The sequence below is a fragment of the Massilia soli genome, from assembly GCF_016809835.1.
GTDB lineage: Bacteria > Pseudomonadota > Gammaproteobacteria > Burkholderiales > Burkholderiaceae_D > Telluria_A > Telluria_A soli.
In genome coordinates, this window is the sequence record NZ_JAFBIL020000002.1 from 417,895 (window position 1) to 437,818 (window position 19,924).

The following is a 19,924-nucleotide window of genomic DNA, read 5'->3' on the forward strand; positions in this document are numbered from 1 at the left end:
CTCCTCAGTCGCTCACATCTTATCAACAAGTACATAAGTACAAGTCAATATCCGCATTGTTGGCGGAATAATATTTGAAGTCAAGGGCTTTTGAAAAGAAATTGTCGAATGCACTACGCCAGTCTAAAACGCAACTCTTGTTTTCCTGAATCGGGTCGCCATCTGCGCTTAGTCGCGAAAACGCGTAAGATGGGAAAACAAATGAAACTGCCCTGATGTTTACACATAGCATCATCGTCGAAAGCCTTAGAATAAGCGTATGGCAACCAAGCAAGATACCGAACAAGTGCTGGAGCGGCAGGTGGTCAAACCCCCTCCGCTATACCAGGTAGCGCTGCTGAATGATGATTACACCCCGATGGAGTTTGTCGTTGCCATCATCCAGGAGTACTTCAACAAGGATCGCGAAACGGCGACGCAGATCATGCTCTCCGTTCACCGCCATGGCAAAGGAGTCTGCGGCGTGTTTTCAAAAGATATAGCGTGTACCAAAGTGGAGTTTGTATTAACGCATGCACGCAAGGCGGGGCATCCCCTGCAGTGTGTGATGGAGGAAGTATGATTGCGCAGGAACTCGAAGTCTCGTTACACATGGCCTTTGTCGAAGCCCGGCAAGCACGGCATGAATTCATTACCGTTGAGCACTTGCTGCTGGCGCTGCTGGACAATCCGTCCGCGGCCGAAGTCCTGCGTGCCTGTGCGGTCAATATTGAAGACCTCCGCAAAACCCTGACCAACTTCATCGGCGACAACACGCCGACAGTGCCAGGCACCGGCGAGGTCGATACACAGCCAACGCTGGGGTTCCAGCGCGTGATCCAGCGTGCGATCATGCACGTCCAGTCCGCGTCCAACGGCAAGAAAGAAGTTACCGGCGCCAATGTGCTGGTGGCGATCTTCGGCGAAAAAGACTCGCATGCGGTGTACTACCTGCATCAGCAGGGCGTCACCCGCCTCGACGTGGTCAATTTCATTTCCCACGGCGTGCGCAAGGACCAGCAGGTCGACAGCCAGAAGGCGTCCGAAGGCGTCGAGGAAGCCCAGGTCGAAGGCCAGACCAAGGAAAGCCCGCTCGACCAGTTCACCCAGAATCTGAACAAGGCCGCTTCCGAAGGCAAGATCGATCCGTTGATCGGCCGCGAGGAAGAAGTCGACCGCGTCATCCAGATCCTGTGCCGCCGCCGCAAGAACAACCCGCTGCTGGTCGGTGAGGCCGGCGTCGGCAAGACCGCCATCGCCGAAGGCCTGGCCTGGCGCATCACCCAGGGCGAGGTGCCCGAAGTGCTGGCCAACGCCATCGTCTACTCGCTCGACATGGGCGCGCTGCTGGCAGGTACCAAATACCGTGGCGACTTCGAGCAGCGCCTCAAGGCGGTGCTCAAGCAGCTGAAAGACGCGCCCAACGGCATCCTGTTCATCGACGAGATCCACACCATCATCGGCGCCGGTTCGGCGTCGGGCGGCACCTTGGACGCGTCGAACCTGCTCAAGCCTGCGCTGTCCAATGGCCAGCTCAAGTGCATCGGCGCGACCACCTTCACCGAGTTCCGCGGCGTGTTCGAAAAAGACCACGCGCTGTCGCGCCGTTTCCAGAAGGTTGACGTCAACGAGCCGACCGTCGAGCAGACCGTGCAGATTTTGCGTGGCCTGAAGTCGCGCTTTGAAGAGCACCACGGCGTCAAGTACTCGTCGTCGGCGCTGTCGACCGCGGCAGAACTGGCGGCCCGCTTCATCAACGACCGCCACCTGCCTGACAAGGCGATCGACGTTATCGACGAAGCCGGTGCGGCGCAACGCATCCTGCCGAAGTCGAAGCAGAAGAAAACCATCGGCAAAACCGAGATCGAGGACATCATCGCCAAGATCGCGCGGATTCCGCCGCAGACCGTCAACCAGGACGACCGCAGCAAGCTGCAGACCATCGACCGCGACCTGCGCAACGTCGTGTTCGGCCAGGACCCTGCGATCGATGCGCTGTCGTCGGCCATCAAGATGGCGCGCGCCGGCCTGGGCAAGACCGACAAGCCGATCGGCTCCTTCCTGTTCTCCGGTCCTACCGGCGTCGGCAAGACCGAAGTGGCCAAGCAACTGGCGTTCATCCTCGGCATCGAGCTGATTCGCTTCGACATGTCGGAGTACATGGAACGGCATGCAGTGAGCCGCCTGATCGGCGCGCCTCCGGGCTACGTCGGCTTCGACCAGGGCGGTTTGCTGACCGAAGCGATCACCAAGAAGCCGCACGCGGTGCTGCTGCTGGACGAGATTGAAAAAGCCCACCCGGACATTTTCAATATCCTGCTGCAGGTGATGGACCATGGCACGCTGACCGACAACAACGGACGCAAGGCCGACTTCCGCAACGTGATCATCATCATGACCACGAATGCTGGCGCGGAAAGCCTGACCAAGCGCTCGATGGGCTTCACCGACTCGAAAGCCGCTGGCGACGAGATGGCCGACATCAAGCGCATGTTCACGCCGGAGTTCCGCAACCGTATCGACGCGACCATCAGCTTCCGTGCGCTGGACGAAGAAATCATCCTGCGCGTGGTCGACAAGTTCCTGATGCAGCTGGAAGAACAGCTGCACGAGAAAAAAGTCGAAGCGGTGTTCACCGAGAAGCTGCGCAAGTACCTGGCGAAGAAGGGTTTCGATCCGCAGATGGGCGCGCGTCCAATGTCGCGCCTGATCCAGGACATGATCCGCAAGGCGCTGGCCGACGAGCTGCTGTTTGGCCGCCTGGTCAACGGCGGACGGATCACGGTCGACATGGACGAGAACGACGCTGTGCTGATCGAGTTCCCGGAAGGCGACACCATGCCGCCGCCGGCACCTGCCGAAACGGTCGAAATCGAATAAGCGCCAGGCGCACAACCAAAAACCCGCACTTGTGCGGGTTTTTTTTCGGCGCCGCCACCAAGTGTGGGCAGACGAACCAGGGCCACTCGTCGTTCCCCGATCCGCCGCCACTCGTCGTTCCCGCGGAGGCGGGAACCCATACCTGATCATAAAAGCGGCCCTGCCTGGAACCGAGGAGATGATTGGCGCGCTCAGTACCCCTTCGGGTCGGTCTCTGCGACGGCAAGCGCGCCATCGACGCAGGTCACGCAATAACCGCCGACTTCCACCGCCTGCTCGCCCAGCGCGAGCCTTATCCGTCCATCGCGTCCCACAGCGGCGCCCTGCGACGCCACAAACTCGCCGCCAAAGCGTTCCACCTGGCCGGAATGCCGGATAAATTCACCGACGCATCCCGACCCGCTGCCGCACACCGGATCTTCATCGATCCCATGCGCCGGGGCGAACGCGCGGATCTCGATGCGCGCCGCCTGTCCTTCCGCATGCGGCCCGAAGATCACCACGCCGGTATGGCGGCCTTGTTTGTCCTGCTCCTTCATGCGCACAAAGTCCGGCCTCGCATCCAGCACGGCTTGCGCGCTGTCGACCTGGGCCACAACCCAGCGCGCGCCGACATCGATCAGGCATGGTGTCGAGGTGCGGTCGACGCGCAGGCCCAGCACCGCATCGAGTTCATCGCACTGCGCCTGGCTCAATGGTGTGATGACCGCTTCCGGCATGCGCAGCGAGATCAGCGCTTCCTCCACTTTCAGGCGAATCAGCCCCTTGCGGCACTGCTGAACCAGCACGCCGTCCTTCGCCGTCACCATGCCCGCTTCAAGCAGGGCATGCGCGGTACCGATGGTTGGATGGCCGGCGAAAGGCAGCTCGGCGTTGGGCGTAAAGATGCGCACGTGGTAATCGGCCCCGTCCTGCGTGACCGGCACGACAAACGTTGTTTCGGACAGGTTGGTCCAGTTGGCGATCTGTTGCATCTGCTCCGTCGACAGCGCGGCGCCATCGAGAATCACGGCAACCGGGTTGCCCATGAAAGCCTTGCGGGTGAAAACATCGACTTGTTTGAACGGCAGCGCTGGCATGGAGAGTCCTTGATCGAGACCGGAACGGGAGTCGTCGATTATAGAGCGTCACGCGACACGGTCGGACAGGCAAGCGCGCAGCCCACCGGCGCCGGATCTCAAGCGTCCCAGCGAACTAGATGGCGGCCAGTGCGTCTCGCAAATCCTGCCGCTGATCTCCCAGATCCTCCACGCCGACCGACAGCCGAATCAGGCTATCGCTGATCCCGAGCGCCGCGCGCTGCGCCGCCGGTATGGTCGCATGCGTCATCAACGCCGGATGCTCGATCAGGCTCTCGACTCCGCCCAAACTCTCGGCCAGGGTGAACACCTCGCACCGTTCCAGAAACCGCCGCGCACCCGCAAGATCGGTATCGAGCTCGATCGAGATAATCCCGCCATACCCGTTCATCTGCCGTCTGGCCAGCGCATGCTGCGGATGCGACTCCAGCCCCGGGTAGTACACCTTGCGCACCTTCGGCTCGCGCTCGAGCCACTGCGCCAGCGCCAGGCTGTTGGCACAGCTGCGCTCCAGCCGCAACGCCAGCGTCTTAATCCCGCGTAAAACCAGGAAGCTGTCGAACGGTCCCTGGATCGCTCCCACCGAATTTTGCAGGAAGCCCAGCTGCTCGCACCAGTCGCGCTGATGCAGCTCGGCGCCCACCACCGCGATCCCTCCGATCACGTCGGAGTGCCCGTTCATGTACTTGGTCGTCGAGTGCACCACGATGTCGATCCCGGCTTCGAGCGGACGCTGTACGATCGGGCTGGCAAAGGTGTTGTCGCACACCGAGATGATCCCGCGCTCGCGGCAGATCTTCGCAATCGCCGCCAGGTCCGCGAGCTTGAGCATCGGGTTGGTCGGCGTTTCCACCCACAGCATGCGCGTCTCCGGCCGCAGCGCCGCCAGCAGCGCGTCGATCGAGGTCAGGTCGACGTAGCTGAAGTCATGTCCCGCGCTGCGTCGGCGCACGCGCTCGAACAGGCGGTAGGTGCCGCCGTACATGTCGTCGCCCGCGATGATGTGCGAGCCGCTGTCGGCCAGCTCCAGCACCGTCGATATCGCCGCCAGGCCGGATGCGAACGCAAACGCCTGGGCGCCGCTTTCGAGGTCCGCCACGCAGCGCTCCAGCGCCCAGCGCGTCGGATTGTGCGAGCGCCCGTAGTCGAGGCCCTTGTGTACGCCGGGACTCTGCTGCGCAAAGGTGGAGGTCGCGTAAATCGGCGGCATCACCGCGCCGGTGGCAGGGTCCGGAGACTGGCCGCCGTGGATCACGCGGGTGGCGATATGCTTTTTGCTGGCGGAGTCGTTCACGATAGTGTCCTGCGCAGGTGGTTGAGAAGGTCGAAGCGCGTGATCAATCCGTAGAAGTGGCCGTCGTCGGTAATCACCGCCGTCAGTCCCTGGTCGATGATGTCGCGCAGCTGTTCCATGCTGGCCGCCGGCCGCAGCGTGCGTAGCTGCGCCGTCATCGTGTCGCTGACCAGGCTGGAGAATTTTGCCTGCGCGGTGGTCACGTGCAGCAGCAGGTCAGACTCGTCGATGATGCCGGCCAGGCGGCCATTGTCAATCACCGGCAGTTGCGCCAGGTCGGCGCTGCGCATGCGGTTGAACGCGGTAAGCAGGTTGTCGCCCGGCGCCACGGTGACCACTTCACCTTCGTCGTAGCGGCGGCCGATCAGGTCGCGCAGGTCGCCGAGGAGAGGTCGCTTGAGCAGGCCCTGGTCGACCATCCAGCCGTCGCTGTACACCTTGGTGAGATAGCGGGTGCCGGTGTCGCATACAAAGGTGGCCACGCGCTTGGGCGCCGTCTGCGCGCGGCAGTAGCGCAGCGCGGCCGCCAGCAGCGTGCCGGTGGACGACCCGGCCAGGATGCCTTCCTCGCGCAGCAGAAGGCGCGCGCTCTGGAAGCTCTCCTCGTCGCTGATGGTAAAGGCGTGGCTCACGTGCGACAGGTCGGCGATGCCCGGGATGAAGTCCTCGCCGATGCCCTCGACCGCCCACGATCCTGACACCTGCGACACCTTGCCGGTGTCGACATACTCGGCGAGGATCGAGCCTTTCGGATCGGCCAGCACGAACTCCATCTCCGGATGCACTGCGCTGAAGTAGCGCGACAGGCCGGTGAGCGTGCCGCCCGAGCCGACGCCAACCACCACCGCGTCGAGCCGTTCGCCGCTTTGCCGCCACAACTCGGGGCCCGTGGTCGACTCGTGCGCGTACGGGTTGGCCTGGTTGTTGAACTGGTCGGCGAACCAGGCGCCGGGAATCTCGCGCGCCAGCCGCGCCGCGTAGTCCTGGTAGTACTCGGGATGACCCTTGCCGACGTCCGAACGGGTCAGGTGAATCTCGGCGCCGAGCGCCTTCAGGTGCAGCACCTTCTCGATCGCCATTTTGTCCGGCACCACCAGCACCACGCGGTAGCCCTTGATGCGGGCGACCAGCGCCAGGCCGATGCCGGTGTTGCCCGCTGTCGCCTCAACGACCGTGCCGCCCGGGAGCAGCGCGCCATCCATCTCGGCTTTCTCGATCATCGCGCGGCCAATCCGGTCCTTGATCGAGCCGCCGGGGTTTTGACATTCGAGTTTCAGGAACAGCTGGCAGGGGCCAGTGTCGATGCGGGTTACCTCGACCAGGGGCGTGTTGCCGATCATCGAAAACAGCGCCGGTTGCGGAGTCAGTGCCATCGTGTTTCTCCAGGGCCAAAAGTTGAGCCGAGGAATGGCCCCGGCGGAATATCTGGACGATTCTGCGCTGATTCAGGGTAGTCCGTATTGACGCGAAGGGAAGCGGAACCTGTTGGATGTGCTAGTTATTTTTTTCGCAATTTGCGCCACAAGGTGGTGCGGCTGATGCCGAGGTATTGCGCCGCTTCATCGCGGCGCCCGCCGAAGCGGGCCAGCACGTCATCGACCGTTTCGGCGGACGGCGCCGGGGCGGCGGCGGTCGAAGGCGCCTCGCCGGCGGGGCGCGCGAGTTCGGGCGCGACCGCCAGCACGAACGCCGGCGTCAGCGCCTGCAGCGGCTCGTTGGCGAGGAACAGCGCCAGCCGCTCTGCCAGGTTGCGCAGTTCGCGCACATTGCCCGGCCAGTCGTAGCGCTCCAGCAGCGGCGCGCAGGCGCCGATTTCGGCATGCAGGTTGGGATGCGGGCGCGCGCCCAGCGCCGCCAGCGCGTTCTTCAGCGACCATTCGGCCAGCACGCTGATATCGGCGCGGCGCTCGCGCAGCGGCGGCAGCGCCATGCGCAGTACCGCCAGCCGGTAGTACAGGTCGGCGCGGAAGCGGCCTTCGCGCACGCGCGCTTCGAGATCGCAGTGGGTCGCGCTGATGACGCGGACATGCACCGCAACGGGCCGCGTGCCGCCCACGCGCACCACTTCGCGTTCTTCAAGCACGCGCAGCAGCCGCGTTTGCAGCGGTAGCGGCATTTCGCCGATCTCGTCGAGGAACAGGGTGCCGCGGTGCGCGGCTTCGAACAAGCCGGCGTGGCCACCGCGGCGTGCGCCGGTAAATGCGCCTTCCTCGTGGCCGAACAATTCCGATTCGAGCAGCGACTCGGCGATTGCGCCGCAGTTGACGGCGACGAACGGCCGATTCGCGCCAAGGCTGCGCGGTCCTTCGCGGTGGATCGCCTGCGCCACCAGCTCCTTGCCGGTACCGGTCTCGCCCTGGATCAGGACCGTGGCGGGCGAGCGCGCATACAGCACCACCGACTGGCGCAGATTCTCCATCGCCGCCGATTCGCCGCGCAGGTCGTTCAGGCCGTGCCTGGCGCGCAGCGTGTCGGGCACCACCGTGCGCGCCGCGCGGTTCGACTCAAGCTGGGTCAGGCGCGCCATCTCCAGCGCGTCGTCGAAGGCCTGGCGGATCGAGGCGGCGGAGTACACGAACACTCCGGTCAGTCCTGCTTCCTCGGCGAGGTCGGTGATCAGTCCGGCGCCGACGATGGCCTTGATGCCGGCGGCCTTCAGGTCATTGATCTGCGCGCGCGCGTCTTCTTCGGTGACGTAGGTGCGCTGCGCGATCGGCACGCCGAAGGTGGCGCCGAATTCGGCCAGCTGCGGCAACTGCTCCTGATAGGTGATCACGCCAATCCGGTCGGACACGCGGCGCGCCCGCGCCAGCGCCTGCATCACATCGAAGCCGCTGGCCTTGGCGATGACCACGGGGACCGACACGCGCCCCTTCAGGTAGGCCGCGTTGGACCCGGCCGCGATCACCACGTCGCAGCGGTCCGTGGCCATGCGTTCGCGAATGTGGCGGGCGGCGTCGTCAAAGCCGAGATTGATCGGCTCGATCGAGGCGAGGTGATCGTATTCCAGCGTGATGTCGCGAAACAGATCCGATAGCCGCGACACCGACACCGTCCAGATAACGGGCTTGTCGCTGATGTCGGCGGGGAGGCGGGGTTGATAGCTCATGTTTCAATTTTAACGCATCTGTTCCACTGCGTTTCAAATGAAACGTTATATGAAACATGCAACCACCGTTCTTTTTCTTGTTTTTCGGCTAGTACGTTGATTTTTTGGCGTTATCGGGCACTCACAGTGCATGGCACGTACCTTGCAATACATAAGCATTACCGTCACCGATGCAACACTACAGGGGAGTACTAATGAAAGAATCACCAGGCGCGCTGTTCCGCCGCGCAGTGCAGGAAGAATCGCCGTTGCAGGTTGTCGGCGCCATCAACGCCAATCACGCACTGCTCGCCAAGCGCGCGGGCTTCCGCGCGATCTATCTCTCCGGCGGCGGTGTCGCCGCCGGCTCGCTCGGACTGCCGGACCTGGGCATCTCGAACCTCGACGACGTGCTCACCGACGTACGCCGCATCACCGACGTGTGCGACCTGCCGCTGCTGGTCGACGTCGATACCGGCTTCGGCTCGTCGGCTTTCAACGTCGCGCGCACCGTCAAATCGATGATCAAGTTCGGCGCCGCCGCGATGCACATCGAAGACCAGGTCGGGGCCAAGCGCTGCGGCCACCGCCCGGGCAAGGAAATCGTCTCCAAGCAGGAGATGGTCGACCGCATCAAGGCAGCGGTGGACGCGCGCACCGACGACAGCTTCGTCATCATGGCGCGCACCGACGCGCTGGCCGTTGAAGGACTGGACGCCGCGATCGAGCGCATTGCCGCCTGCGTCGAAGCCGGCGCCGACATGGTGTTCCCCGAAGCGATCACCGACCTGGCCATGTACTCGCAGTTTGCCAAAGCGGTCAAGGTGCCGGTCCTCGCCAACATTACCGAATTCGGCGCGACCCCGCTGTTTACAACCGAAGAACTGAAGGGCGCTGACGTTGGCCTGGTGCTGTACCCGCTGTCGGCGTTCCGCGCCATGAACAAGGCGGCGGAGAACGTCTACGGCGCTATCCGCCGCGACGGCACCCAGAAGAACGTGGTCGACACCATGCAGACCCGGATGGAACTGTACGAGCGCATCAACTATCACGATTTCGAGCAGAAGCTCGACGCGCTGTTCGCAGCGCAGAAAAAATAATTTGCCGTTTACTGGAGATCCCAACATGAGTGAGCAACAAGCAGCACCAGGCTTCAAGCCAAAGAAATCGGTAGCACTGTCCGGCGTCGCCGCTGGCAATACCGCCCTGTGCTCGGTCGGCAAAACCGGCAATGACCTGCACTACCGCGGCTACGACATCCTCGACATCGCCGACAACTCGGAATTCGAAGAAATCGCCTACCTGCTGGTACACGGCAAGTTGCCCAATTCGGCCGAGCTGACCGGCTACAAAGCCAAGCTGAAATCGCTGCGCGGCCTGCCGCAGGCTGTCAAAGCGGCGCTTGAAGCGCTGCCGGCATCGAGCCATCCGATGGACGTGATGCGCACCGGCGTATCGACGCTGGGCTGCGTCCTGCCTGAAAAGGACGACCACAACGCGCCAGGCGCGCGCGACATCGCCGACCGCCTGATGGCGTCGTTCGGCTCGATGCTGCTGTACTGGTACCACTTCAGCCACAACGGCAAGCGCATCGAGGTCGAGACCGACGACGACTCGATCGGCGGCCATTTCCTGCACCTGCTGCACGGCGTCAAGCCGCCAAAGAGCTGGGAAAAGGCGATGCACACCTCGCTGATCCTGTACGCCGAACACGAGTTCAACGCATCGACCTTTACCGCGCGCGTGATCGCCGGTACCGGTTCGGACATCCACTCGGCCATCACCGGCGCGATCGGCGCGCTGCGCGGGCCGAAGCACGGCGGCGCCAATGAAGTCGCGCTCGACATCCAGAAGCGCTACGAGAACCCGGACGAAGCCGAAGCCGACATCCGCAACCGCGTCGCCAACAAGGAAGTCGTGATCGGCTTCGGCCACCCGGTGTACACGGTCTCCGACCCGCGCAACAAGGTGATCAAGGAAGTGGCGCGCTCGCTGTCGCGCGACGCAGGGTCGAACAAGATGTTCGACATCGCCGAACGCCTCGAGACCGTGATGTGGGACGTGAAGAAGATGTTCCCGAACCTCGACTGGTTCTCGGCTGTGTCGTACCACATGATGGGCGTGCCGACCGCGATGTTCACGCCGCTGTTCGTCATCTCGCGCACCTCCGGATGGGCCGCGCACATCATCGAGCAGCGTATCGACAACAAGATCATCCGCCCGAGCGCGAACTACGTCGGACCGGAAGACCTGCAATTCGTGCCGATTTCGGCCCGCAAGTAGAACTACGTCGTTCCCGCGCAGGCGGGAACCTGCAGAAAGGTGGGCTAGCCACCTCCGCACAGGTTCCCGCTTTCGCGGGAACGACGCTTTGAGGAATAAACATGAACACTGGACACCGCAAACCCCTGCCGGGCACCAAGCTCGATTATTTCGACACCCGCGCCGCGGTCGAAGCCATCGAACCGGGCGCTTACGACAAGCTGCCGTACACCTCGCGCGTGCTGGCCGAGAACCTGGTGCGCCGCTGCGACCCGTTGATGCTGACCGCATCGCTCAAGCAGATCATCGAACGCAAGCGCGACCTGGACTTCCCGTGGTTCCCCGCGCGGGTAGTTTGCCACGACATCCTTGGCCAGACCGCGCTGGTCGACCTGGCCGGACTGCGTGACGCCATCGCCCTCGAAGGCGGCGATCCTTCCATGGTCAACCCGGTTGTGCCGACCCAGCTGGTGGTCGACCACTCGCTGGCAGTCGAGTGCGGGGGCTTCGATCCGGACGCGTTCGAGAAGAACCGCGCCATCGAAGACCGCCGCAACGAAGACCGCTTCGACTTCATCAACTGGACCAAGAAGGCGTTCAAAAACGTCGACGTGATCCCGCCAGGTAACGGCATCCTCCACCAGATCAACCTTGAGCGCATGTCGCCGGTGATCCAGGTGACCGGCAACGTCGCCTACCCGGACACCCTGGTCGGCACCGACTCGCACACCCCGATGGTGGACGCGCTTGGCGTGATCGCCATCGGCGTCGGCGGCCTCGAAGCGGAAAGCGTCATGCTCGGCCGCGCGTCGTACATGCGCCTGCCGGACATCATCGGCGTCGAGCTGACCGGCAAGCCGCAGCCTGGCATCACCGCCACCGATATCGTGCTGGCGCTGACGGAATTCCTGCGCGCGTCCAAAGTCGTTTCGTCGTACCTTGAGTTCTACGGCGTTGGCGCATCTCACCTGACGCTCGGCGACCGCGCCACCATCTCCAACATGGCGCCCGAATTCGGTTCGACCGCGGCGATGTTCTACATCGACGAACAGACCATCAAGTACCTGAAGCTCACCGGCCGCGACGACGAACTGGTCAAGCTGGTCGAGACCTACGCCAAGGAAGCCGGCCTGTGGGCGGACAGCCTGAAGAGCGCCGAGTACGAGCGTACCCTCAGCTTCGACCTGTCCTCGGTGGTGCGTAACATCGCCGGTCCGTCGAACCCGCACAAGCGCGTGCCGACCTCGGAACTGGCAGCGCGCGGCATCAGCGGCGTCGTCGAGAACGAGCCGGGCCTGATGCCCGACGGCGCGGTGATCATCGCTGCCATCACCAGTTGCACCAACACCAACAACCCGCGCAACATGATCGCCGCTGGCCTCATCGCGCGCAACGCCAACAAGCTTGGCCTGGCGCGCAAGCCGTGGGTCAAGAGTTCGCTGGCGCCGGGCTCCAAGACGGTCGCCCTGTACCTGGAAGAAGCAGGGCTGATGGCCGAGCTGGAAAGCCTCGGCTTCGGCGTCGTGGCGTTTGCCTGCACCACCTGCAACGGCATGAGCGGCGCGCTCGATCCGGTGATCCAGCAAGAGATCATCGACCGCGACCTGTATTCCACCGCTGTCCTGTCGGGCAACCGCAACTTTGACGGCCGCATCCACCCTTACGCGAAACAGGCCTTCCTCGCATCGCCGCCGCTGGTGGTCGCCTACGCGATCGCCGGGACCATCCGCTTCGACATCGAGAAGGATGTTCTCGGCCTCGACGCGAGCGGCCAGCCGATTCGACTGGCCGACATCTGGCCGACCGACGAAGAGATCGACGCCATCGTGGAATCGAGCGTCAAGCCGGACCAGTTCCGCAAGGTCTACACGCCGATGTTCGCGGTACAGGTGGACAATGGCGAGAAGGTCAGCCCGCTGTACGACTGGCGCGAGCAGAGCACCTACATCCGCCGTCCGCCGTACTGGGAAGGCGCGCTGGCCGGCGAGCGCTCGCTCACCGCCATGCGTCCGCTCGCGGTCCTGGGCGACAACATCACCACCGACCACCTGTCGCCATCGAACGCCATCATGCTTAACAGCGCGGCGGGCGAGTACCTGGCAAAGATGGGACTGCCGGAAGAAGACTTCAACTCGTACGCCACGCACCGCGGCGACCACCTGACGGCGCAGCGCGCGACGTTTGCCAACCCGACCCTGGTCAATGAGATGGCGGTCGTCGACGGCAAGGTCAAGGCCGGCTCGCTGACGCGCGTTGAGCCGGAGGGCAAGGTCACGCGCATGTGGGAGGCGATCGAGACCTACATGGAACGCAAGCAGCCTTTGATCATCATCGCCGGCGCCGATTATGGCCAGGGCTCGTCGCGCGACTGGGCGGCCAAGGGCGTGCGGCTGGCGGGTGTCGAGGCGATCGTCGCTGAAGGCTTCGAGCGCATCCACCGCACCAACCTGGTCGGGATGGGCGTGCTGCCGCTGGAGTTCATGGCCGGTGTGAATCGCCTGACCCTGGGGCTGGACGGCACCGAGACGTATGACGTGATCGGCGAGCGCACGCCGCGTGCGAACTTGACGCTGGTCGTCAACCGCAAGAACGGCGAGCGGCTTGAAGTGGCGGTGACGTGCAGGCTCGATACCGCCGAAGAGGTGTCGATCTATGAAGCGGGCGGCGTGCTGCAGCGCTTCGCGCAGGACTTCCTCGCGTCGTCGGTCAAGGCGGCTTAAGGCTGGCAACAACGGCGGGTGCGGCCGATGCCGCATCCGCCGAACACAGGACTTCACATGACCCACCCACCACAAATCAAAATCCCCGCCACCTACATGCGTGGCGGTACCAGCAAGGGCGTATTCTTCCGCCTGCAAGACCTGCCGCAACCGGCGCAGCTGCCTGGCGCCGCGCGCGACGCGCTGCTGCTGCGCGTGATCGGCAGCCCCGACCCCTACGGCAAGCAGATCGACGGCATGGGCGGCGCCACCTCCAGCACCAGCAAGGCCGTGATCCTGTCGCGCAGCAGCAAGGAAGGCCACGACGTCGACTACCTGTTCGGCCAGGTCGCCATCGACAAGGCCTTCGTCGACTGGAGCGGCAACTGCGGCAACCTGTCGGCGGCGGTCGGCTCGTTCGCCATCAGCAGCGGCATGCTCGATCCGGCGCTCATTCCGGACAACGGCATCGCCACCGTGCGCATCTGGCAGGCCAATATCGGCAAGACCATCATCGCGCATGTGCCGATCACCGGCGGCGAAGTGCAGGAAACCGGCGAATTCGCGCTCGACGGCGTCACCTTCCCGGCGGCCGAAGTGCAGCTTGAATTCATGGACCCGGCGGCCGAAGAAGGCGAGGGCGGCTCGATGTTCCCGACCGGGAACCTGATCGACGATCTCGACGTGCCTGGCATCGGCACCTTCAAGGCCACCATGATCAATGCCGGCATCCCGACCATCTTCCTCAACGCGGCCGACATCGGCTACACCGGCACCGAGCTGCAGGATGCGATCAACAGCGATCCAGCGGCGCTGGCGCGCTTTGAAACCATTCGCGCCCACGGCGCGGTGCGCATGGGCCTGATCAAGCATGTGGCTGAAGCGGCGAAGCTGCAGCATACGCCGAAGGTGGCCTTCGTCGCGCCGCCGGCTGCGTACGTGTCTTCCAGCGGCAAAGAGGTATCGACCATCGACACCGACCTGCTGGTGCGCGCCATGTCGATGGGGAAGCTGCACCATGCGATGATGGGCACCGCGGCCGTCGCGATCGGCACCGCGGCCGCCATTCCAGGCACGCTGGTGAACCTGGCTGCAGGCGGCGGCTCGCCCAATGCGGTGCGCTTTGGCCATCCATCGGGCACCTTGCGGGTCGGCGCACAGGCCACTTTCAGCAATGGCGAATGGAGCGTCAAGAAGGCGATCATGAGCCGCAGCGCGCGTGTGCTGATGGAAGGCTGGGTGCGCGTCCCCGGCGACGCGTTCTAGGCATCGGGGCGGCTGTCGTTTATCGGGCCGCAGCTGATGTAATTCTGGTAATTTTGCGATTTTTCCGGCATTTGTGGTTTATGATCCAGACTGAAGCTGCCCGCTATAGAGGCAGTACTTATTACAGTGTGGGACATGGATCGAGTGCGGGCTAATCCTGATTTTGTCGCGGAGTCTCTACAGTTATTTGGCCTGCCTGCTTGCGCATGCAACGCGGCCGGCCAGATATTCGCCGTTAACGTCGAATTGACACGGCTGATCGGGCGCGATGCTGCCGGTCTTGAGCTGCCCGAGTTGTTCACCGCGCGCACCGCGCCGGCGGTTGCCGCGCTGCTGCCCGTCGCACCTCGAATCGCGCAGGAATGGATCAGCGCCCTGGTGGCGTCGAACGGCAGCGAGATCGCCGTCCAGGTCCACGCCAAGCCGCTGGCCGCGGACGGATCGTCCCCCGGCGCCGTCTTCGCCTTTACCGATCTGCGGCCCGTCGAGCGTGACCAGTCGGCCTTGCGCCAGTCAATGCTGGAGCAAAGGGCGATCCTCGATAACGCCTCCGTCGGCATCTTGTTCAGCAAGGCCGGCGTGATGTCGTCGTGTAATCCGCGCTTTGCCGAGATGTTCGGCTATCCGCAGGAAGAGATGATCGGCCGCCGCGCAGTCGAGGTGTTCCCCTCGCCCGAGGTCTACGCTGCCTTCGGCCGGAAGGCAGGCCCGCTGTTAAGCCAGGGTCTCCCGTTCGAAGTGGCGGAAGCGCAGTTCAAGCGGCGCGACGGCAGCTTGTTCTGGTGCCGCGTGCGCGCCAAGGCGGTCGATATCGACCGCAACGAAGAGGGCACGATCTGGATCCTGGAAGACGTCACCGACGCACGCCTGTCGATGACGGAAGGCCAGGCGATCATGACCAACGCCTCGTTTACCATCCTTTTCACGCGCAACCGCGTGGTCACGCGCTACAACCGCAGCTTTGGCGAGATGTTCGGCTACGAAGGCGACGAGGCCCTGGGGATCCCGGGCCGCGCGCTGTACCCGAGCGACGACGTCTACGACCAGCTCGGCAAGGAAGCGTTCCCGCTGCTGTCGGTCGGCCGTCCGTTCCAGACCGAGGTCGCGATGGTGCGCAAGGATGGTACCGAGATGTGGGTCCAGGTGATCGCGTTCGTGGTCAATCCTGAAGACCCGTCGCGCGGCACCATCTGGATCATCGAAGACCGGACCAGCCAAAAGCGCGCCGAGGAATCGCTGCGCAATGCGCTGCTGGAGAACCAGGCCATCCTCGACAGCGCGGTGCTTGGCATCGCGGTCGTCGAAGACGGCTACAACCTGCGCTGCAATACCAAGATGGAGGAGCTGTTCGGCTACGGGCCGGGTGAAATCAACGGCCTGTCGGTGCAGTCGCTGTACCCGGACAAGGCCAGTTGGGACTCGGCCCGTATCGAGACCTCGCGCAACTTCCATTCGGGACGGGTCAGCATGGGCGAGTACCAGCTGGTGCGCAAGGACGGCTCGACCTTCTGGGCGCGCCTGTCTGGGCGGCCGTTCGACCTGTCGGACGAGACCGGACGGTCGGTGTGGGTGGTCGACGACGTGACCGCGCGGCGCGAAGCGGCTGAAGCGGTGCGCCGCGCGCGCGACGAGCTGGAAGTACGCGTGCTTGAACGTACCGCCGAACTGGCAGGCGCCAACACGCTGCTGCAGGCCGAGATCGTCGAGCGCCGCCAGGCCGAGGCGCGGGTGCATCACATGGCGTATCACGACAGCTTGACCGGGCTGCCGAACCGGGCGCTGCTTGCCGACCGCCTCGACCGCGCGATGCTGGCGGCGCAGCGCACCGACCGCAAGCTGGCCGTGATGTTCCTCGACCTCGACCGCTTCAAGACCATCAACGACTCGCTCGGGCACCTGACGGGCGACCACGTGCTCAAGGAAGTGGCCAACCGGCTGTGCCGCGCAGTGCGCGCCAGCGACACCGTGGCCCGCCTCGGCGGCGATGAATTCGTGGTGCTGGTGCCGGGCATTTACGACGCATCCGAGTGCAACCTGGTGGCCGAAAAGATCATCGAGTCGCTGGCCTCGCCGATTCCCTTCGAGGGGCGCATGCTGCACATCACGCCATCGATCGGCATCTGCACCTACCCGGACGATGGCGCCGATGTCGAAACGCTGATGCGCCACGCCGACGCGGCGATGTACCACGCCAAGGCGAGTGGGCGGAACAACTATCAGTTCTTCACCCAGACGATGAACCAGGCAGCGTCGCAGCACTTCGAGCTCGAAAGCAGCCTGCGAGGCGCGATGGCGCGCCAGGAGTTCGAGCTGTTCTACCAGCCGATCATCGACACCGGCACCCGCCGCATCCACACGCTGGAAGTGCTGCTGCGCTGGCGCCGCGGCGACAACGAGCTGGTGCAGCCGGACCAGTTCATCCCGATCATGGAAGAAAATGGACTGATCGTGCCGGTCGGTGAATGGGTCATGCGGCGCGCCTGCGAGCAAAGCGTGGAGTGGCTGCGCCAGGGCTTCGACCCGGTGCCGCTGGCGGTCAACCTGTCGCCGCGCCAGTTCATGCACCGCGGGCTGATCCAGTCGATCCGCAGCATTCTCGACGAGACCGGGATCGACCCCGCGCTGCTGGAATTCGAGATTACCGAGACTGCGCTGATGCAGCATGGCGAACAGACGCTGGAAATTCTGGGGCAGATCAACCGCATGGGCATCCGGCTGTCGATTGACGATTTCGGGACCGGCTATTCAAGCCTGGCCTACCTGAAGCGCTTCCCCGTCAAAAAGGTGAAGATCGACCGCGCGTTCATCAAGGACCTGGAGGGCAGCGCGGAAGACCGGGCGATCGTCGGCGCGATTATCGCCTTGTCGAACAGTTTGCAGCTGTCGGTGGTGGCGGAGGGTGTCGAAAGCGAAGGGCAGTACAAGCTGCTGCGCGAGAGCGGATGCCAGTACGCGCAAGGATTCCTGTTCTCGCAGCCGGTGGAGGCTAGCCAGGTGATGGCCTTGATGTAGTCCGGCTGTTCGTGCGGATGGGCGCGATCGCGCATCCGCCGAACCTGGCACGCTTATCCGAGCGTCGCGATGACCGGCGCATGGTCCGACGGCTGCGTCCATTTGCGCGGCACACGATCGATCGCGCACGCCACGCAGCGCTTTGCCAGCGACTCCGACAGCAAGATATGGTCGATGCGCAGGCCCTTGTTTTTCTGGTAGCCCAGCTGCCGGTAGTCCCACCAGCTGAACGATTTCTCGGGCTGCTCGAACAGCCGGAACGAGTCGGTCAACCCCAGGCCGATCAGGCCCGCCAGCGCCGCGCGTTCTTTCGGAGAGCACAGCACTTCGTCGCCCCAGCCGACCGGGTCATACACGTCGCGGTCCTCCGGCGCGATGTTGTAGTCGCCCAGGATCGCCAGGCCCTGCTCGCCGTGCGTGCGCAGTTCCTCGGCCAGCCAATCGTTCAGCGACGCCAGCCAGGCCAGCTTGTACACGTATTTGTCCGAGTCCACCGCCTGCCCATTCGGCACGTAAGCGCTGATGAAGCGCACGCCGCCGATGGTGGCGGCGAGGATGCGCTGCTGCGGGTCGTCGAACCGCGGATTGTTGCGAACCACGTCGGTGATCGGCAGCTTTGACAGGATAGCCACGCCGTTGTAGGTCTTCTGGCCGCTGAATGCGACCTGGTAGCCGGCCGCATTAATTTCTGCGAACGGGAACTTGTAGTCTTCCAGCTTGGTCTCTTGTAGGCACAAGACGTCGACCGGATTAACTTCCAGCCATTGAAGCAGGTGCGGCAGGCGGACTTTGAGCGAGTTGACGTTCCAGGTTGCAATTTTCATGAGGGCGCGTGTCGATGGTTGAGCGCCGAATTGTATCGTATGCAGCTGGTGTCAATGCTGATTGACAATACGGAAGTGTCGACGATCTTTACAGCAACTACCCATGCCGGGAACGCTACAGTTTGTAACGTATTGAAATTGAACAATAATAAATAGTGGCATGGTTTCTGCTTGAGTTGCATGTTACTTGAAGATTCCCGTCATTTGTAGCAATTTGTAACAAGCCAAGCACTTCCGGCCGAGATTGCCTATTGTTACTCATGAGGAATTAAAAATTGCATTTTTATAACGGCTGACGTACTATGTGTGTTGCAGGGCGCGAGATAGTGCACCTTCGCCACAGTTGTCACGGTGGTCACGTAAGGAATAATGATTTTTTCGCAGTGCCAGCCCGGGAGGTGGTACTATTTTGCAAAGTTGCATTTTCAACATTTGTCGAAATGCGGTAACAGCATTTGTAAAGGAAGATAATGCGTAGTGCATTTGAAGCGTGGGCGCAACGGGATGGTCACATTGTCCGCCGTCGTGAGGATAAGCCAGACGAATATCTGGTTTTCGAGACGCAACGCCGCTGGGTAATCTGGCAAGCGGCGCTTGCTCATGGGAAGTCGGCTGCTGCGACTGCCAAGTTCGCCGCCGCGAAAGCGCCGGCACAGGCCGAGACAGCCGAGAAGGCCGCGCCGATGGCGCCCGATGAGGCCACGGTACGCAACAAGGTGCTCAACGAAGTCCTCGACGCGTTCAGCGACCTGGACGAGGCTGACGGCATCGAAGGCGTTCTGAAGGTCATCCAGAGCCTGAAGAAAAAGCAAAAAGTCCTCGCCGAAGAAAAAGCGGGTTGATGCAGAAGTTCCGGCATTACAAGGGCGGTCTCTACGAGCTGGTGTGTGTCGCCACGCTCGAATCGGACCTCTCCGAGATGATTGTCTACCGGGCCGCGGACGGATCCATCTGGACGCGCCCCAAAGCAGTATTCTTCGAACTGATCGACGTCGACGGCCAGCAGGTACAGCGCTTCGTGCCGATCGACTAGGTCTCGCCACACTCCCCAGGAATCATCATGTTGAACAAAGCAGCGATTGGCCTGGCTTTGTCAGGCGTTCTCACGTCCGCCGCGGCCGAGACCATCGGCTCGGTCGATACCGTATTCAAGCTCCTTGGACCCGATCACAAGGTGGTGGTTGAAGTGTTTGACGACCCGCGCGTGCGCGGCGTCAGCTGCTATCTGTCGCGCGCCAAAACGGGCGGTATCAAGGGCGCCATCGGCATTGCGGAAGACAAGTCGAATGCGTCGGTCGCATGCCGCCACGTCGGTCCGCTGGCCTTCAACGGCAAGCTCCCCAGGCAGGAAGAAGTGTTCTCCGAGCGCGCCTCGATCCTGTTCAAGCATGTGCGCGTGGTGCGCATGGTGGACCCGAGGCGCAATGCGCTGGTGTACCTCGTGTACTCCGACCGCCTGATCGAGGGCAGCCCGCAGAACAGCGTCACGGCAGTGCCGGTTCCGGCCAATTTGCCGATCCCCCTCAAGTAAGCCTTCAGGA

General features: G+C 63.2%; 15 protein-coding genes. 10 read left to right on the forward strand and 5 right to left on the reverse strand.

Going from position 1 to position 19,924, the window contains the following annotated elements; genetic code table 11:
* The first annotated feature begins 259 nt into the window (after nucleotides 1-259).
* Nucleotides 260-562 (forward strand): ATP-dependent Clp protease adapter ClpS, encoded by a 303-nt coding sequence (gene clpS / locus I4X03_RS06350; RefSeq protein WP_119811538.1) that lies wholly within the window; start codon nucleotides 260-262, stop codon nucleotides 560-562.
* Complete coding sequence (gene clpA, locus I4X03_RS06355; protein WP_223467215.1) at nucleotides 559-2,859, forward strand: ATP-dependent Clp protease ATP-binding subunit ClpA; 2,301 nt, start codon at nucleotides 559-561, stop codon at nucleotides 2,857-2,859. The genes clpS and clpA overlap by 4 nt, the downstream gene beginning before the upstream one ends.
* A gap of 191 nt (nucleotides 2,860-3,050) precedes the next feature.
* Here the strand turns inward: clpA and I4X03_RS06360 are convergent, their stop codons facing one another.
* The 4 genes from I4X03_RS06360 to prpR form a co-directional block, all read right to left on the reverse strand.
* Nucleotides 3,051-3,938, reverse strand: a complete 888-nt coding sequence (locus I4X03_RS06360) for a PhzF family phenazine biosynthesis protein (RefSeq protein ID WP_223467217.1) — start codon at nucleotides 3,936-3,938, stop codon at nucleotides 3,051-3,053.
* 115 nt (nucleotides 3,939-4,053) lie between these two features.
* Complete coding sequence (locus I4X03_RS06365) at nucleotides 4,054-5,232, reverse strand: trans-sulfuration enzyme family protein (RefSeq protein ID WP_223467219.1); 1,179 nt, start codon at nucleotides 5,230-5,232, stop codon at nucleotides 4,054-4,056.
* Nucleotides 5,229-6,605, reverse strand: coding sequence for a pyridoxal-phosphate dependent enzyme (locus tag I4X03_RS06370; RefSeq protein WP_223467220.1), 1,377 nt, complete (start codon nucleotides 6,603-6,605; stop codon nucleotides 5,229-5,231). The genes I4X03_RS06365 and I4X03_RS06370 overlap by 4 nt, the downstream gene beginning before the upstream one ends.
* A gap of 125 nt (nucleotides 6,606-6,730) precedes the next feature.
* Complete coding sequence (gene prpR / locus I4X03_RS06375; RefSeq protein ID WP_223467222.1) at nucleotides 6,731-8,341, reverse strand: propionate catabolism operon regulatory protein PrpR; 1,611 nt, start codon at nucleotides 8,339-8,341, stop codon at nucleotides 6,731-6,733.
* 194 nt (nucleotides 8,342-8,535) lie between these two features.
* Between prpR and prpB the strand changes: the two genes are divergently transcribed.
* The 5 genes from prpB to I4X03_RS06400 all read left to right on the forward strand — a co-directional run bounded on the left by prpB (nucleotide 8,536) and on the right by I4X03_RS06400 (nucleotide 17,559).
* Nucleotides 8,536-9,420, forward strand: a complete 885-nt coding sequence (gene prpB, locus I4X03_RS06380) for a methylisocitrate lyase (RefSeq protein ID WP_223467224.1) — start codon at nucleotides 8,536-8,538, stop codon at nucleotides 9,418-9,420.
* 25 nt (nucleotides 9,421-9,445) lie between these two features.
* Complete coding sequence (prpC, locus tag I4X03_RS06385) at nucleotides 9,446-10,603, forward strand: bifunctional 2-methylcitrate synthase/citrate synthase (RefSeq protein ID WP_223467227.1); 1,158 nt, start codon at nucleotides 9,446-9,448, stop codon at nucleotides 10,601-10,603.
* Between the two features lie 101 nt (nucleotides 10,604-10,704).
* The gene (acnD, locus tag I4X03_RS06390; protein ID WP_223467229.1) at nucleotides 10,705-13,302 is read left to right on the forward strand and encodes a Fe/S-dependent 2-methylisocitrate dehydratase AcnD; all 2,598 of its coding nucleotides are present in this window, start codon (nucleotides 10,705-10,707) and stop codon (nucleotides 13,300-13,302) included.
* Between the two features lie 57 nt (nucleotides 13,303-13,359).
* Nucleotides 13,360-14,547: a 2-methylaconitate cis-trans isomerase PrpF gene (gene prpF / locus I4X03_RS06395; RefSeq protein WP_223467231.1), complete on the forward strand. Its 1,188-nt coding sequence runs from the start codon at nucleotides 13,360-13,362 to the stop codon at nucleotides 14,545-14,547.
* A gap of 246 nt (nucleotides 14,548-14,793) precedes the next feature.
* A complete protein-coding gene (locus tag I4X03_RS06400; RefSeq protein WP_223467233.1) occupies nucleotides 14,794-17,559 on the forward strand; it encodes a sensor domain-containing protein in 2,766 nt (921 codons plus the stop codon).
* Nucleotides 17,560-17,612: 53 nt separating this feature from the next.
* On the opposite strand, the gene xth is transcribed toward I4X03_RS06400, so the two are convergent.
* The gene (gene xth, locus I4X03_RS06405; protein WP_223467235.1) at nucleotides 17,613-18,383 is read right to left on the reverse strand and encodes an exodeoxyribonuclease III; all 771 of its coding nucleotides are present in this window, start codon (nucleotides 18,381-18,383) and stop codon (nucleotides 17,613-17,615) included.
* Nucleotides 18,384-18,853: 470 nt separating this feature from the next.
* Between xth and I4X03_RS06410 the strand changes: the two genes are divergently transcribed.
* From I4X03_RS06410 to I4X03_RS06420, 3 genes are read left to right on the forward strand one after another with little or no spacing between them, the layout of a single operon-like run.
* Nucleotides 18,854-19,225 carry a phiTE_015 family protein gene (locus tag I4X03_RS06410; protein WP_223467237.1) on the forward strand — a complete coding sequence of 124 codons (372 nt, stop codon included), beginning with the start codon at nucleotides 18,854-18,856 and terminating at the stop codon, nucleotides 19,223-19,225.
* Nucleotides 19,225-19,416: a DUF1653 domain-containing protein gene (locus I4X03_RS06415; protein WP_223467585.1), complete on the forward strand. Its 192-nt coding sequence runs from the start codon at nucleotides 19,225-19,227 to the stop codon at nucleotides 19,414-19,416. The genes I4X03_RS06410 and I4X03_RS06415 overlap by 1 nt, the downstream gene beginning before the upstream one ends.
* A 27-nt stretch (nucleotides 19,417-19,443) precedes the next feature.
* Entirely contained in the window at nucleotides 19,444-19,914 is a 471-nt protein-coding gene (locus I4X03_RS06420; protein WP_223467240.1) for a CreA family protein, read from the forward strand.
* The last annotated feature ends 10 nt before the right edge of the window (nucleotides 19,915-19,924 follow it).

Excerpts from the sequence above, each read along its gene's own strand:
- clpS (WP_119811538.1), top strand. The coding sequence starts at position 260 with ATGGCAACCAAGCAAGATACCGAACAAGTGCTGGAGCGGCAGGTGGTC.
- clpA (WP_223467215.1), top strand. The coding sequence starts at position 559 with ATGATTGCGCAGGAACTCGAAGTCTCGTTACACATGGCCTTTGTCGAA.
- I4X03_RS06360 (WP_223467217.1), bottom strand. The coding sequence starts at position 3,938 with ATGCCAGCGCTGCCGTTCAAACAAGTCGATGTTTTCACCCGCAAGGCT.
- I4X03_RS06370 (WP_223467220.1), bottom strand. The coding sequence starts at position 6,605 with ATGGCACTGACTCCGCAACCGGCGCTGTTTTCGATGATCGGCAACACG.
- prpR (WP_223467222.1), bottom strand. The coding sequence starts at position 8,341 with ATGAGCTATCAACCCCGCCTCCCCGCCGACATCAGCGACAAGCCCGTT.
- prpB (WP_223467224.1), top strand. The coding sequence starts at position 8,536 with ATGAAAGAATCACCAGGCGCGCTGTTCCGCCGCGCAGTGCAGGAAGAA.
- prpC (WP_223467227.1), top strand. The coding sequence starts at position 9,446 with ATGAGTGAGCAACAAGCAGCACCAGGCTTCAAGCCAAAGAAATCGGTA.
- acnD (WP_223467229.1), top strand. The coding sequence starts at position 10,705 with ATGAACACTGGACACCGCAAACCCCTGCCGGGCACCAAGCTCGATTAT.
- prpF (WP_223467231.1), top strand. The coding sequence starts at position 13,360 with ATGACCCACCCACCACAAATCAAAATCCCCGCCACCTACATGCGTGGC.
- xth (WP_223467235.1), bottom strand. The coding sequence starts at position 18,383 with ATGAAAATTGCAACCTGGAACGTCAACTCGCTCAAAGTCCGCCTGCCG.
- I4X03_RS06410 (WP_223467237.1), top strand. The coding sequence starts at position 18,854 with ATGCGTAGTGCATTTGAAGCGTGGGCGCAACGGGATGGTCACATTGTC.
- I4X03_RS06415 (WP_223467585.1), top strand. The coding sequence starts at position 19,225 with ATGCAGAAGTTCCGGCATTACAAGGGCGGTCTCTACGAGCTGGTGTGT.
- I4X03_RS06420 (WP_223467240.1), top strand. The coding sequence starts at position 19,444 with ATGTTGAACAAAGCAGCGATTGGCCTGGCTTTGTCAGGCGTTCTCACG.